The organism is Streptomyces phytophilus, assembly GCF_013870535.1.
Taxonomy (GTDB): Bacteria; Actinomycetota; Actinomycetes; order Streptomycetales; family Streptomycetaceae; genus Streptomyces; species Streptomyces phytophilus.
In genome coordinates this window covers 1-14,340 of sequence record NZ_JACBXC010000002.1, presented here as the reverse complement: position 1 = coordinate 14,340, position 14,340 = coordinate 1, and the positions used below count along the sequence as shown (strand labels likewise).

The window sequence follows — 14,340 nt, the reverse complement described above, 5'->3', positions numbered from 1 at the left end:
CCTGTCGTCAGGTGGGTGCGGGGGCGAGGCTGAGGAGGCCGGCGCCGTAGGGTTTGCCGCGGCCGATGCCGGTGAGGACGGCGTGGGTGAGGGCTTCGGTGTCTGTGACGGTGGCGGTGCCGTCGAACCGGATGAGGCTGTGCCGCATCTGGGGGCGGTTGTCCTTGCCCCGGGGGCGGCGGGCCGGCGGCAGCGGGGTGGGCAGCAAGGTGTGGAGGTGGAGGCCGGCTTTGGTGGCCTGGCGTAGCCACCACTGGTCGGCTTCGGCGCCGGTGAGGGGGGTGACGGGGCCGCGTTTGCCCTTCTCCGCGGGAGGGAGGGATGTGCGTTTGGTGGGGTTGGCGGCGATGCGGTAGCGCACGCCGATGCCGTCGCGCAGCGCCCGGAACATGGGGGTGAGGTCCTTGGTCTGGGCGTGGCCGTAGTGGGGCGGAAGCCGGTCGGGGTGGAGTGTGCTGGTGGCCTGGAGGTGGATGTGCGTGGCGTGCGGTTCGGTTTCCAGGCGGAAGAGGAGGCCGTGGGCCTGGCGGGCGTCTGCGTCGGTGCTCGGGGGCAGCAACCGCATCATGGTGCGGTGGAGTTCGCGGGCGTCGCGCAGGTCGCGTTGGACGTCCTTGCTGTGCGGGTTCAGCCGGATCCGGGCGAGCATCGCCGTGGGGACGGTGGTGGTGGCCGGTGTGGTCATGCGAGGGCTCCAAGGCAGTAGTCCAGGAGGCGGGAACGCAATTCGCCGCGGGGCGCGGTGAGGGTGGCGGGCAGCGGTTCCTCGGTGCGGTAGAGGCGCCGCAGGCCGTAGCGCCGGTTGTGCGGATGGAAGCTGAGGGGCTGGTCGGCGACGTCGAGGGCGGTGGCCGTCTCGGGGCGGTGCGGGGGTGTGCGGTCCCACAGGAAGGTGACGTGCACGGTGTCGCCGGTGGCGCGGCGGGCTTCGTCGGGGCTGAGGGGGACGCTGGTGAGCAGTTCCTGCTCCGGGTCGGTGAGGCCGGCGGCCAGCAGCAGGGGTTCGTCCGGGACGCAGGCGCGGCGCCCGAGGAACGGCGCCCAGATGGGGTGTTCCAGGGCTTCGGCGATGCGCATCACGCTGGCGTCGGGGCCGGTGACCGCGACGGTGAAGACGGCGTCGGCGAGGTACTGGCGGTGCGAGACGACGGCGGCGCCCTTGTGCTTGCCCTCGCTGGTGATGAGCGTCTCGCGGGGCGGGAGTCCGCCGCCGACGGTGTGGTAGTCCGTCAGCGGAAGGCCGGGGCGGTCGACGCGCACGGTGAAGCGCAGATCCGCGTAGTAGGCGGGATCCTGGGTACGGTCCCGTCCCTCGGCGGCGGCGAACATGCCGGTGAGCGCGGAGCGGGTGGGGAAGGCCGTGGTGTCGCGGTGGGTGAACACCGAGCGCTCGCCCCAGGACTGCAGCGGCCCGGCCAGACGCAGGAGCAGGCCGCTCACGCGCGGGCCGCCTCACTGCCGGAACTGTCCCCGCTGTCGGTGTCGGTAGTGTCGAAGAGGGCGTTGACGGCCGTGTCGATGAGGCTTTCGAAGGAATCGTGCCGCTGCCCGAGGTGAGCGGGGTCGTCCTGGCCCGCGCCCGCGCGTGCGCTGACGGTGCTGTGCCCGTGCGTGCGCAGCCGGCGGGTGCCGATGAGGCGGGTGATGTCGTGGGCGTATGCATCCATGGCCGTACGGGAGGGGCCGGAGAAGCCGCCGTCCTGGTCAGCGCGGACCGGGGTCTCGAAGGCGGCGGCGAAGGAAACCGGGCGCCGTTCGCGGACCGCGAGATAGGCGAGGTCGGGCAGGGTGTGGGGGGCGCTGCTGGTCCTCTTGGCCTGCGGGAGGGACATGAGAAAGTGGTCGGCGAAGGCAGCGACCACCTCTCGGGCGGCCTTGGTGTCCCCGGCGAGATTGTTGTTCAGGTCGTCGATGTTGATCGTGGCGTAGCGGTAGAAGACCCCGGCGCTGAACTCGGCGGTGCTGAGGTGGCCGCTGCCGGTCTCGGAGTCGCCGAGCCAGTCGTCGACGGCGGTGAAGTAGTCCCGCTGCGGTTCGCTCGCATGGGTGGTGAGGGCGTGGGCGACCTGAGCGGCACCGTCGACCTTGGAGTCCGGCAGCTCGGCGAGCATCCGGCCGAAGAGGCTGATGGAAGCGGTCCGCCGGTTGAGGATCTCCTCCACCATCTCTGAGGGGAGGACGAGCGGGGGCTTCTTCGCCTTGCTCGCCGCTGCCTTCTCCAACTCCGCCCGGTGCTCGGTGCATACGGCGGCCAGTTCGCCGATCGCGGCTTCGGGCACGTACAGCAGGACGTTCGTCCGCCCGGCGTCGTCGAGACCGAGTCCCTTCTTCCCGACGGCGGCGACGACCTGACGTCCGGCGAAGTCCGCGAGGTCGGCGGGCCAGCCCTCGCCGGTCAGAGCTTCGGCGACCTTCCGGGGCACGAGACGGGAACGGCGGGCCCGCTCACCCAGGTCCTCCTCGACGCCGTGGCGGATCACGCGCTTCCAGGACTGGCTGGAGACCCGGATCCGGTTGGCGTTGCCGTAGCGGACGGACTTGGGCGAGCCCAGGTCGTCACGGTTGAGGTTGGCTACGGGCACACTCTGCACGGCGTGCAGGTCCAGGAAGAGGGGCATCACGGCTCCTTGGGGGTCTCGCGCTTGTCGACGGCAGTTTCGGAGGACTCGGAAGGCTCGGAGAAGTCGAGGGTGCGGAAGTAGCTGTCGAACCACCGGGTGGCGATCACGTCCCGCCGGCTGTCCCAGTACCGCAGGTCATCCAGGAGAACGGGCCAGTGGATAGCGACGCCCTGGCTGGTCAGGTTACGGATGAGGCAGGGAAGCCGGTGGATGATGGTGGCCGCACTCTGCCGGGCATACAGATGCAGTTCCGCCTCGGCACTACCGGGAGCGAGAGCGCCCTCGTTCACCCCAGCGGCCAAGTGCGCGCCGAGGTTGTCGCTGCGGTACCGGCGCGCGGCCTCAGTCCCGGACAACCCCCCTGCCTCGGATACCTCGGGCGGGGTGGCGGCATCGCCCGGGCCGGCCGCCTCGGCACCTGCTTCGGAGGCGCCGGGGTCGGCGGTCTCGGTTTCCGTAGTCTCGGTGGTGTCGCTGTCCTCACGGTCCTGTCTTCGGACGGGCCTGGCGGCGATCAGTGCGGCGACGGCGTAGGCGGCCTGCCGCAGTGCGGGGTGCGGGTCATCGTCCAGCAACCGGACCAGGTGGCGGTGGGCCTGGTGGGACTGCTCGACCGGGCGGCCGAGCCCGCGCCGCAGATCCGCGCGCGTCCTGGTGTCATTCATGCACAAGATCGACACCTGGCGTACGAAGCGGGGAGCCGACCACGGGGCAGGAGGAGTCGCCATGTCGGGTGAGGCGTTGGCATGATCGGGGGGCATCAATCGGTCTCGCTTCCTCGGTCAGGGAAATCGCCAGGCAGTTGCACGGTCCTTCCGGTTCTTCCGGCCTTGCGGATGCTGCGGCGGGCCAGGTGCAGGCCGCGAGCGACGTGGAGGTCGGCGTGGGCCGTTCCCGCAGCGGCCCGCAGCGCCTCCTCGGCAGCCCGCGTGAAGTCACCGCGCACGCAGGCCGCGTCCTGCCCGGTTTCGATGCCGGTCCAGAAGAGCCGCTCGGCCTCGGACCAGTACCGTGTCAGGGCCGTTGCCTGCCAGGGCCCGGGGCGCCGCCTGTCGATCTTGTACTTGCCCTTGTCGTCGGGCATTTGCGTGGCTGTCGCCCAGGCGAGCACAGCCGCGTACGACAGCGCGCGCCCAAGGTCCTCGGCCGCCTCCCGGAACTGGGTGATCCGCACGGCCTGCCGAGCGTCCACCTCCTCCAGCCACCCGAGGACCGGCGGGGTGGTCGCCACGTACCAGGAGGTGTCCTTCTGCTGGGCCTTGTCCTGGTCGAACCCGTACACCCGCACACGCACCTGGTCGCGCAACTGCGGTGACACCTCGACGAGATCCGCGAAGATCAAGGGCTGCCGGAAATCGGGCCGGCCCCGGCCCCTGCGCAGCAGCGCATCCAGATCACGCCACACGGCGCGGGTGACATCGGCCTGCCTCGCAACGAACTCACCCTCGCGGTTCGGCCGCCCGTCGTAGACGAGATACGGGTCCTCCTCACCCGAGGCTGGCTGATCACTGGACCAGGTCACGTACGCGTCCGTCACCGACGAACCGTCGGACGAGGGCACCAGAAGCACCGCGTGCCGGGCCCGTCCGGTCAGCAGCCGCCCCGGCCAGGACATGCTCGGCAGCGGGCCGGCCGGAGGCAGCAACTCCTCCTCCCACGCGGCGGCATCATCCTCCCCGAGCAGCTCCGGATCCGGGCACGAAGGGATACCCAGGACCAGACTGGTGAACAGCTCAAACCCCCACGGATGGAAAGACACCGCCGCCCGCAACGGGCCCGCCTTGCTCACCGCCGCTTCCATGCCCACCAGGCGACGTGTCGTGCAGCGCCCCGGCGCACCGAAGTACAACTGCCCGATCAGATAGTGCACCGCCTCGACCGCAGGGATCGGGACCGGTTCCAGGTCGCTGAAGTGCCCGAACAGCACTGCCCCGTTGGCACCGGTGGGGCGACCAAAAGCCAGCTTGTTCACCCCGGACGGCTTCGGCTCCCCCTTCACGTCCGTGCACTCCTGCCGCAGCCGCGGGTCCTGGAGGAACGGCCGCTCGGGGTGGAAGAGATCGAAGCAATCCGCCCGCGAGGGCTCATCGAAGTAGGCATGCACGCTGTCCGGGTCGAAACTCCCTCGCGCCAGGACCCGGTTGCGTGCCTGCAGCCACGCCGACGGGAACTCCGCCAACTCCTCATCAGCCAGGGGTGTCTGTCCGTCGCGCGCGATGTGCGCCGCCATGGCGTACAGCATCCGCAACAGCCCCGCCGCGGCCGGCGGCACCGGCAGCTCGATGTCCTCGATCTCATGCGCCCGCAGGAAGAGATCCCGCAAACCGACAGCAGACGGCAAGACCGGAGCCATATCGGCTTGTCCGGCACGGAACCGCACCGGGATCCACGGCTCGTCTCGCAGGTCAAAGCGCGGCATCGACACCGGTATCCTCCTCGAAATTCAGCGGCCCAGTTCCGGAACATCCCCTGGAGCCGGTCATCGCCGCACCAGCCCCAACTCCTTGTCCAAGGTCAGGAAACGGCCCTTCACTGTGATGTCGCCGACGGCGCCGGCGGCCACGGGGAGGCGGAGCAACACGAGATCCTTGAGCGCCGCATAGTCCGACCAGCCGCACGGAGTGGCCTGATCGCGGGTATCGGCGTCGAACCAGTCGGCGGCGACGGGGATGGTGCGACGCATCACGGACCGGACGTCGCCGATCCGCATCCGTGCACCGGCAGCGGCCTCCGGCAGAGGCAGCCGGCCGTCGACATCGAGGGTGAGCGCCCCGGAGGGCTGTTCGTACACGCACAGCACGCGCACTGAATCGGCCCCCAGCCGGGTGGAGATGACACGCTCGTCGTCGGGGACGTCGTACTGGTGCAGTTCCTCAAGCGCTCGAACGTACCAGGGGCGCGGTACCGCGGCCATCCGTCCCGCCTGCTCCATCGCCAGCGTCTTGCCCTTGTGGTCCAGCCATGCACCCGAGTGGTGCGGAGAATCCCAGTCATAGCGGCCATCGCGGTCGCCATGGACGTCTTCGACCAACCCGGGAACATCCTGCGGGACCTGGAACGTCACCTGCCCCGGCGCCAGCAGCGCCGACGTCTGTGCCAGCAGCGCCTCCGGGTAGACCTCGCCCCAGTGCGCCGGCACCTTGCCGCCGTCCAGCAGCGGATCCAGCACCACCAGCCGCGGACCTGCAGCCCAGCCCGGCCGGGCACGACCGCCGGGCCGGCCCTTCTCCCGCCACCACTTCTCGTGCCGCCAGCACCGCCCCGCCCGCTGGAGCAACTGCGCAATGGGCGCCAGGTCGCTGACGACGAGGTCCGCATCAAGATCAAGGGACTGCTCGATCACCTGTGTCGCTACCACGATCTGCCGGTGCGGCCGTTCCCCGGCGCGCCCGAGACGGGCGGTGAGCAAGCCGGAGCGTTCCTCGCGTATCTCGGCGGGCAGACGCGCATGCAGCAGCGTGATCTCAGCCGGATCGAGACCCCGCTCGATCATCCGGCGCCGCAGACGGCCGTAGGTGGCCTGTGCGTCGTCGACCGTCGTGCACACCACCAGCGCCACCCCGCCCGCCTCGGACAGCACGGGGTCCAGCACCTCCTGAAGGACGCGAACGCGCAGACTCGGCTCCGGCGGCTGTTCGCCTTCCCTGGGGATGACGGGCGCGGAATGCCGCACCCTGCGCTGTTCCACCTGGAGTTCGCAGTTGCGCTCGGCGGCCTGCGCACGGTGCTGCGCCTCGGAGATAACCGTGACGGCGCCGCCGTCGGCCGGGGCGAAGAGCCAGCCCGGATAGGGAACGGGGAAGGCGGCCTTGTTCTTCTTCATCTCGCGCAGGCTGCGCCCGGCTCCGTTGAGGTACTCCTTGACCAGACGGTCACCGACGGAGCGCGGCAGCGTCGCCGACAGCAGGATCACCGAGCAGCCGTACGCCGCAAGCCAGTTCACCAGCCGACCGAGCAGCACCTGCATATACGGGTCGTAGGCGTGCGCCTCGTCGACAATGACCGTCTTGCCGGACAGGGCCAGCATCCGTAACGCGTTATGCCGCACCGGCAGGACCGCCATCAGCGCCTGGTCGACCGTGCCGACTGCGAACTGCGCCAGCAGCGCCCGCTTCGCACCGTGCAGCCACCGCTTCGGCGCCTGCGAGCCCCCGCCCTGCGTCAGGACCGGACACTCCCGCGGCGCCGCCGCCTCGTCGTCCCCCGTGTACGCGGCGTTCAGCCACGCCATGCTGTGCGTCAGCGTGACCGACGCCCGGCTGCCCGGAGTCTGCCGGCGCACGTAGGGAGCCGTGCGCGTGTAGAGGTGATCACTCGTTGCCGTCGTCGGCAGCAGATGCACGAACCCATGCGCCCCGCCGACGGCCGACAGGACACGTTCCGCCTCCCAACCCGTCTCCGTCTTCCCGTCCCCCGTGGCCGCCGTGACCACAAGAATCCCCGGACCGGAGAATGCCGCTCGCGGCAGTTCTTCGATCACAGACTGCTGAAGCGGATTCGGACCCGGCAGATCCAGCGCCTGGGCGAAGCTCAACTCGGCGCGCAGCGCGGGAAGAAGCCCAGCCTCCTCCACGAGGTGCGGGACATGGCGCCGCGCGTAAGCCAGGTGCTCCCCCAGGGTCAGGTCGCCACCGGTGCGCTGGACACCCTGCCGCCGGCGCAGGTAATGCTCCTGGCTGACGAGCCAGTCGGCAAGGATCACCAGGCCCGTGATCAGCACCGCGCAAGGCACGGAGCACTCCGGCGGCATCGCGGGAGCACCGAGGAGCGCATGTGCCTTCCCCGCGTGACGCCTCCGCTCCTGCGACCACGCCGACCCGCCGAATACCTCCAGAAAATGCCGATTACCCAGGCGCCCCGACTCCAGGCTCGCGTACCGGCCATGATGCCCACCCACGATCTGCGCGAGACGCCCCACCGGCAAAGACGCCGTGACACCGTTGGGGCGGATGTCGCCCAGCCCAGCCAGCGCGTCAACAACCGACTCCATCCCAGCCCCGGCATGCCCGGCCCGGTGCCCGTTCGACTCCCCACGATCTCCCCGCAACGAGGCCGGGAGCTGCTGCCATGCGCGTTCCGCCTGGCTCTGAAACTGCACCGAGATCTTCCCGATGTCATGGAGCGCCGCCCAGAAGGCAACCACGCTCCCCGCCCCATCCTCGTCGGATCCCAGCCCCAGTCCCCGAGTGATCGCGCCACGCTGCCCAGGCGACAGGAACGTGCTCCACAGAACCTCCACCGCGGCGGCGGTGTCCAGCATGTGCCAGATCAGGGGGTAGGGCTCATCGAGCCCCTTGAACTTCCCCCAGAGCCGCTCCTCCAGCTCCAAGATCGTGCCACGCGACATCACAAGCGCTTCTCCCGCGGATCCGACATGCCGACTTCCCGTTCCTCATATCGGACCACGAGCCACTGACAACGAGGCCGGAAGCACAGATCTTGACCGAGATGCGTACCATCGGGCCATGGCCACGATCAAGTTGGTAAAGGAAGTGCAAAGCGCTGATTGAGCCCCAGGTCAGGAAGGGTGCTCCCCGCAGGCGCGGGGCTGTTCCGGTATGGCACCCCTCACATTGACATCCTATGGTGTGCTCCCCGCAGGCGCGGGGCTGTTCCGAGGCCCGTCGACAGCAGCCCGGGATCCATCGCGTGCTCCCCGCAGGCGCGGGGCTGTTCCGTCCCTCCCTCCCGACGGGTGCACGCACGCCTCGTGCTCCCCGCAGGCGCGGGGCTGTTCCAGGACGAGCAGGGCTACCAGGGCCCGGATCTGCGTGCTCCCCGCAGGCGCGGGGCTGTTCCCCGCGCACGAGCTGCACTTCCGCCGGCTGGAGGGTGCTCCCCGCAGGCGCGGGGCTGTTCCGCGCGCGGTGATAGTGGCGGGGGCGGGCACCGGGTGCTCCCCGCAGGCGCGGGGCTGTTCCGTTGATGGGGGAGATCACGGTGGCGGACATGTTGTGCTCCCCGCAGGCGCGGGGCTGTTCCGTCGTAGGGCACGCGCTGGTCGAAGTGGAGCCCGTGCTCCCCGCAGGCGCGGGGCTGTTCCGACGCTCAGAGGATGGGTGATCTTCACCTGCGCGTGCTCCCCGCAGGCGCGGGGCTGTTCCGGCGGTGTGCTGTCCTCCGGGGATGGCGGTGCGGTGCTCCCCGCAGGCGCGGGGCTGTTCCGGCTTGTTGCTTCTCGACCACTCCGGGGTATCTGTGCTCCCCGCAGGCGCGGGGCTGTTCCGCCGGGGAGCTTGCGGATCACGGCCGGGATCAGGTGCTCCCCGCAGGCGCGGGGCTGTTCCGCTGAGATCCAGGCTGAGGGCGCGGTCTCGGCCGTGCTCCCCGCAGGCGCGGGGCTGTTCCGCGGACCCGCGCATGCAGTTCGAGGACGGGACGGTGCTCCCCGCAGGCGCGGGGCTGTTCCGCCCTCGCGAAGGGCAGATGAGGAGGAACATGCGTGCTCCCCGCAGGCGCGGGGCTGTTCCGTCGGCTCACCTGCTGCCGTCGCATCTCGGGGGGTGCTCCCCGCAGGCGCGGGGCTGTTCCGCCCTCCATGACGGTGGCACTCGTCGCCTGCCAGTGCTCCCCGCAGGCGCGGGGCTGTTCCGCGCACCGCAGCCGGCCATCGAGCCGCAGGACCGTGCTCCCCGCAGGCGCGGGGCTGTTCCGCCCGTGTTCGAGGCCATCGGCACGATCGTCGTGTGCTCCCCGCAGGCGCGGGGCTGTTCCGCCCGCGACGCGCTCGCTGCGCAGGTGCAGCGCGTGCTCCCCGCAGGCGCGGGGCTGTTCCGGAGACCCCTGTGGGAAGTTCGATCGTGTTCGAGTGCTCCCCGCAGGCGCGGGGCTGTTCCGCGGCAGGCGTCTGCCCGCAAGGCCGCGCCGCGGTGCTCCCCGCAGGCGCGGGGCTGTTCCGGCGGAGCAGGACCTGCGCGCCGCCAAGAACGGGTGCTCCCCGCAGGCGCGGGGCTGTTCCGGACAAGATCCTGGAGCAGCTGGGCGACGGAGAGTGCTCCCCGCAGGCGCGGGGCTGTTCCGAGGTCGTTCGTGCCTCCGTCGAGCGCGAATTGGTGCTCCCCGCAGGCGCGGGGCTGTTCCGGTCAAGGAGCTGGAGAAGGATCTCCCCTCCGAGTGCTCCCCGCAGGCGCGGGGCTGTTCCGCGGACGGAGAGCATGGCCAACCCCCTTGATAGGTGCTCCCCGCAGGCGCGGGGCTGTTCCGCCGCCGACCGTCCGCCGCGAGGAGTGGGACGAGTGCTCCCCGCAGGCGCGGGGCTGTTCCGAACTCCGCCCCCACCTCAATGCCCATCAGCCGGTGCTCCCCGCAGGCGCGGGGCTGTTCCCCCGTTCGTGCCGCGCGGTAGGAGGCCGCGGACGTGCTCCCCGCAGGCGCGGGGCTGATCCGCCCATCGGGTCGTCCTCTTTGCTCCAGCGGATCGTGCTCCCCGCAGGTGCGGGGCTGATCCGTCGAACGCTCAGCCACAATCGGCACGTCGATCGTGCTCCCTGCAGGTGCGGGGCTGATCCACTGTAGCTTGCGTAGCCGTTCGCGGCCCGTGGGTGCTCCCCGCAGGCGCGGGCTGATCCGATCCGGCTGGCGCTGTGGGTGCTGGTCGTCGGGTGCTCCCCGCAGGGGCGGGGCTGTTCCGGTCGCGATGGGGATCATCGGCATCGGGATGGTGTGCTCCCCGCGGGCGCGGGGTTGATCCGACGCCCCGGTTGCAGAGCGCACGGCGGTAGCGGTGCTCCCCGCAGGCGCGGGGCTGTTCCGGCGAACAGGCCGTGCTCGACCACTACGACACGGTGCTCCCCGCGGGCGCGGGGCTGTTCCGCCGTTCGGCATCACCGCGGACGCTGCCCGCAAGTGCTCCCCGCAGGCGCGGGGCTGATCCGCCGAACACGTAGAGCGTCAACGGTCCTCCCCAGTGCCCCCGCAGGCGCGGGGCTGTTCCGGGCATTGGGGCGCTCGCCGGGGCGGCGACCAGGTGCTCCCCGCGGCTGCGGGGCTGTTCCGGCAGTGGCCACATCAAGGCCGACCAGTGCACGGTGCTCTCCGCAGGCGCGGGGCTGTTCCGCTGATCGCCGCCGCCCGGCAGGACCCGCCACGGTGCTCCCCGCAGGCGCGGATGGCCAACGTGCTGCGCAGCATCGGCTCAGCGGCACGGCAAGCTCTCCCGGAGTCGGAGGCCTATCCCACGAGGGTCAGATCCAGGTAATCCAGGCAGTTAGTGCGATGGCCGCCATGACGGCGGCCACGCTGGTCCACACGATCGGCAATCGCCGGAGCACCGGACGCCGCGTCGTTTCGGCGATGCTAGCTTGCGCTGAGCCGCGTCCGTGGGTAACCGCGACGGGGGCGGTGACGGTCACGGAGGAGTTGTCGCCGGCGACGATGCTGATGCTCTGGAGGGCTTGGGCTACCTGCTCCGGTGTCGGGTCCTGCTGGCCCTTCAGCATCGCGGCCCGTAGTTCCCCGACCAGTTGGACCAGCCGGGTACGGACCTGATCGAGGACCCCTTCCAGTGCTGATGGGTGGACGGCCCAGTACAGCCTGTGCACCTGCCTAGTGGAGCTCTGGCTCATGAACACGGCCAGCTCGGCGGCCAGGGGCGGACCGAGCTTCACGGCCTCATCAGGGTGCCGGGCGAGTAGGGATTCGATCTGTCCTACGCCCTGGCCGAGTCGGAGTTCGGCGCCAAGGTCGTCGCGGGCGAAGTCCGGTAGATCGAACATGCTGACCTGCAGTCCGCGGAACTGGTACATCCCGGCGGTGCCGTCCATCAGCAGGGGTGCCGAGAGCCTGCGGTAGTCGGGGATCGGCGTGTCTGTGCCCTCGTATCCCTGGAGCTCTCTCAACGCCCAGGTTCGCAGCGGCTCGGAGTGAGCATGCCCGCCCAGGGCGATCACCTGGCGGAGAACCGGGGCGAGCGAGCGGCTCTCGTTGAGGACATCTCGCTCCAGCCGGTCAAGGCGGCTTCGGCGACGTCTCATCTGATAGCCACGGTGGTGATGACACCGGCGATTGTTCCCAGCGCTGCGATCGCGCCCCAGATGACCGAGGTGCGATGCCACCAGGGCTGAGGCGCCGGGGGCGTGGGTTCGTTGGTGCTAGCGCTCGCAGTGCCGCCGTGGTCGGCTTTGGCGTTCGCTGCGGTGATGCTCACCGTGGAGCCGTCGCCCGTGGTGATGTTGAGGGCCTGCTGCGCGGCCGATTCGATCTGGTCGGAGTTCGGGTCTTGCTGGCCGGATGGCATAGAGGTTCTCACTTCCGCGACGAACTGGGTCAGACGGGTTCTGATGTGATCGAGGACGCCCTCGATGCTTGGGACGGAGAGGTCCCAGTGCAGGGATGTGCAGTCAATAGCCCATTGACCTTGCTGGTGCTGATGCCGAGTCATCAACGTGGCGTACTCAGCTGCGCCTGGAGGGCTCAACCGCACGCCCTTCTCGCTGGAAGCGACTATCGCTGCCAGCTCTCGAACTCCCTGCCGGATCGGTGCGCTCTCCCCGATGCCGCGATCACGCGCGGGCTGGGGCAGATCGCTAGGGCTGATCCGGCGGGTCTGGCCCGTGATGATCCGGCCGGGGAGGTTCAGATCCCACGCAACTTCGAGAGCGGCCGGCACCTGTCGGTACGGGGGCAGCTCATCGGTCGACGCGTACCCCTCAAGCTCTTTGAGGGCCCACGAGCGGAGTTCGTCGTGGTGGGCATAGCCAGCCAGCATGATGAAGCGCCGCAGAGCGGAAGCCAGCGAAGTGGAATCGTCCAGGACTGCGCGCTCAAGCTGCTCCAGCCCTCGAACGTCGGGCGTTGTCACGGCGTCCATTCTGCCGTGCGCCACCGACAACCCCCATATTTATCCGATAGTTGTGCCCATAGTTCGCGGTCGACGGTGGCCAGCCGGGGACGTCCAAGACAGCAGGAGGGCCGGGCTCGGCTGGCGCCGGGTTCATACTCGTGCCGTCGTCAGACGCTCTTCCACGCCTCGCGGAACGCGCCGCACTCTTCCGGGCCGGCCTACCCGCGACGTGCGGCGTACAGCACGCGCCGACCTCGCCACCGTGGATCTTGTTGGCATCAACCTCGCGTGGATCCGCTGGGACAGCGACACACAGTGGCCCACCCCTGAGTGGGCAGCCCAGATCCTCAGAACATCCGCGGAGCACCCTCCTGGCTCCGAGGTCTTCGGCATCCCGAAGAGGGCAACGACCTCGCCGATCGTGATTCCCTGGCACGTCATGAGAAGGCGCATCTAGGTCACGAGCGAGACCAGTAACAACGGCTACATAACGAACGGAATCCGGAGCAGCAGAGCATGAAGGACTGCTGTGGGTGAGGTAGCCGCCTGTGCTCCGTGCGACCGACGGGGTCCGGCCATGAAGGCGACGAAGAGCCTATGAAGGATCCGCACCCCGGCGGCCATTCTGGTCGGCTCGTACGAGGGAGACTAGCTCCCGGGATCGCGTTGCACCGATCCCTAGCTGCACACGCAGCGTCTCGGCCGAGATCGGACGCTGATAACGCTCCCGATGCCGTGCATCGGCCTCACGAGCGCGCTGCAACAGTGAGGTCTCCTCGCTACCGCTTGGTCGATCCTCCCCCCGTACAGGACGTGCCGCCCTCCGTACGGATGGTGCGTCATCCGGCCCGGGCTGGCGGCCATGGCGCGTCTTCGACCACGCACCATCGCCAGGCCTATGCACAGCAACCGGCCTTGCTGGGCGGTGGACGAGCAGTTCGACCGCCAGCAACAGCGCGACCGGTGGCCAGCCAGCCACGAGCACCGGCCGCCACGCCAGGGACGGCGCCGCGGCGACATTGGCGGCCAGGGAGACCGCAATGCCCAGCCCGAAAGCCAGCGAAGCTACCACCCGCCCACGACGACCACTCCCACTGTCAGACGGATTCAATAGACCTGCCGTGGCCAGCAACAGCAGACCGTCCACGGACAGCGGCCACAGCGCAGCACCGGTCGCATCGGCTCCGCCCTGCAGCGCGAACTCATGCTGATGTACGTACGAGGCGTACGCCGCCACCCCAGCCACCACCAGCGCACAAGCCCGACGAGCCCAACCCTCCAGCCCCACCCCGCCTCGACGAGGACCCTGAGGAGCAGAGGTCCCCCCACTAGGCAGACCAAAACCCTCCACAGGGGTATCAGGTTCGCCACCTCCACGGCTGCGCGTCCGCTCAGCCAACTTCTTGTCACGCTGCACAGTCAGACCAACTCCATCCGGAATCTAATGGAACCCGGAGAAACCGGCGCGGGGACGGCCATGGTCGGGCGGCCGAGGCGCTGTGCCCAGCGGGCGGTGACGAGGGAGCCGCTGCGGCGCTCGGCTTCGACGACGACGGTGCCGCGGGTGAGTGCGGCCATGACGCGGTTGCGCAGGAGGAACCGCGACCTGGTGGGGTGGTCGCCGGGGGCGAGTTCGGCGACGATCAGGCCCTGCTCGGCGACGCGGCCGAGGAGCTCGGTGTGGCCGGGCGGGTAGACCCGGTCGACGCCGCAGGCCAGCACGCCGACGGTGGCTCCGGTGGCGGCGAGCGCGCCGCGGTGTGCGGCGGCGTCGATGCCGTAGGCGGCGCCGGAGACGACGGCCCATCCGGCGTGGGCGAGGCCGGCGGCGAGGGTCCCCGCGACGTGCGCGCCGTATTCGGTGCAGGCGCGGGCGCCGACTACGGCGACGGACCGCAGCGCCCACAGCCGCAGGTCGACGCGGCCGCGGACCCAGAG

The 14,340-nt window shown here is 70.1% G+C and carries 10 protein-coding genes and 2 CRISPR repeat arrays; all 10 genes read right to left on the bottom strand.

Going from position 1 to position 14,340, the window contains the following annotated elements:
• Positions 1-7: 7 nt before the first annotated feature.
• The gene (gene cas6e, locus H5J30_RS00450) at positions 8-685 is read right to left on the bottom strand and encodes a type I-E CRISPR-associated protein Cas6/Cse3/CasE (RefSeq protein WP_181785133.1); all 678 of its coding nucleotides are present in this window, start codon (positions 683-685) and stop codon (positions 8-10) included.
• A complete protein-coding gene (gene cas5e / locus H5J30_RS00445; RefSeq protein ID WP_181785132.1) occupies positions 682-1,440 on the bottom strand; it encodes a type I-E CRISPR-associated protein Cas5/CasD in 759 nt (252 codons plus the stop codon). The genes cas6e and cas5e overlap by 4 nt, the downstream gene beginning before the upstream one ends.
• Positions 1,437-2,618, bottom strand: coding sequence for a type I-E CRISPR-associated protein Cas7/Cse4/CasC (cas7e, locus tag H5J30_RS00440; protein WP_181785131.1), 1,182 nt, complete (start codon positions 2,616-2,618; stop codon positions 1,437-1,439). The genes cas5e and cas7e overlap by 4 nt, the downstream gene beginning before the upstream one ends.
• The gene (gene casB, locus H5J30_RS00435; protein ID WP_181785130.1) at positions 2,618-3,286 is read right to left on the bottom strand and encodes a type I-E CRISPR-associated protein Cse2/CasB; all 669 of its coding nucleotides are present in this window, start codon (positions 3,284-3,286) and stop codon (positions 2,618-2,620) included. Before casB ends, cas7e begins: the two co-directional genes overlap by 1 nt.
• A gap of 95 nt (positions 3,287-3,381) precedes the next feature.
• The gene (casA, locus tag H5J30_RS00430; RefSeq protein WP_181785146.1) at positions 3,382-5,040 is read right to left on the bottom strand and encodes a type I-E CRISPR-associated protein Cse1/CasA; all 1,659 of its coding nucleotides are present in this window, start codon (positions 5,038-5,040) and stop codon (positions 3,382-3,384) included.
• 60 nt (positions 5,041-5,100) lie between these two features.
• A complete protein-coding gene (gene cas3, locus H5J30_RS00425; protein WP_181785129.1) occupies positions 5,101-7,968 on the bottom strand; it encodes a CRISPR-associated helicase Cas3' in 2,868 nt (955 codons plus the stop codon).
• A gap of 180 nt (positions 7,969-8,148) precedes the next feature.
• Positions 8,149-10,130: direct repeats of the CRISPR family, unit length 29 nt; unit sequence GTGCTCCCCGCAGGCGCGGGGCTGTTCCG.
• 91 nt (positions 10,131-10,221) lie between these two features.
• Positions 10,222-10,495: a CRISPR direct-repeat array (repeat unit 29 nt; unit sequence GTGCTCCCCGCAGGCGCGGGGCTGTTCCG).
• 309 nt (positions 10,496-10,804) lie between these two features.
• Positions 10,805-11,593 carry an AbiTii domain-containing protein gene (locus H5J30_RS00420; protein ID WP_181785128.1) on the bottom strand — a complete coding sequence of 263 codons (789 nt, stop codon included), beginning with the start codon at positions 11,591-11,593 and terminating at the stop codon, positions 10,805-10,807.
• A complete protein-coding gene (locus tag H5J30_RS00415; RefSeq protein WP_181785127.1) occupies positions 11,590-12,420 on the bottom strand; it encodes an AbiTii domain-containing protein in 831 nt (276 codons plus the stop codon). Before H5J30_RS00415 ends, H5J30_RS00420 begins: the two co-directional genes overlap by 4 nt.
• 577 nt (positions 12,421-12,997) lie before the next feature.
• Complete coding sequence (locus H5J30_RS00410; protein ID WP_309505374.1) at positions 12,998-13,651, bottom strand: DUF2637 domain-containing protein; 654 nt, start codon at positions 13,649-13,651, stop codon at positions 12,998-13,000.
• A 170-nt stretch (positions 13,652-13,821) separates the two neighbouring features.
• On the bottom strand, positions 13,822-14,340 hold a 519-nt coding region (locus H5J30_RS00405; protein ID WP_181785125.1), incomplete at its 5' end, for a DNA-processing protein DprA.

Coding starts and splice junctions, on each gene's coding strand:
- cas6e (WP_181785133.1), bottom strand. CDS start 685: ATGACCACACCGGCCACCACCACCGTCCCCACGGCGATGCTCGCCCGG.
- cas7e (WP_181785131.1), bottom strand. CDS start 2,618: ATGCCCCTCTTCCTGGACCTGCACGCCGTGCAGAGTGTGCCCGTAGCC.
- casB (WP_181785130.1), bottom strand. CDS start 3,286: ATGAATGACACCAGGACGCGCGCGGATCTGCGGCGCGGGCTCGGCCGC.
- casA (WP_181785146.1), bottom strand. CDS start 5,040: ATGCCGCGCTTTGACCTGCGAGACGAGCCGTGGATCCCGGTGCGGTTC.
- cas3 (WP_181785129.1), bottom strand. CDS start 7,968: ATGTCGCGTGGCACGATCTTGGAGCTGGAGGAGCGGCTCTGGGGGAAG.
- H5J30_RS00420 (WP_181785128.1), bottom strand. CDS start 11,593: ATGAGACGTCGCCGAAGCCGCCTTGACCGGCTGGAGCGAGATGTCCTC.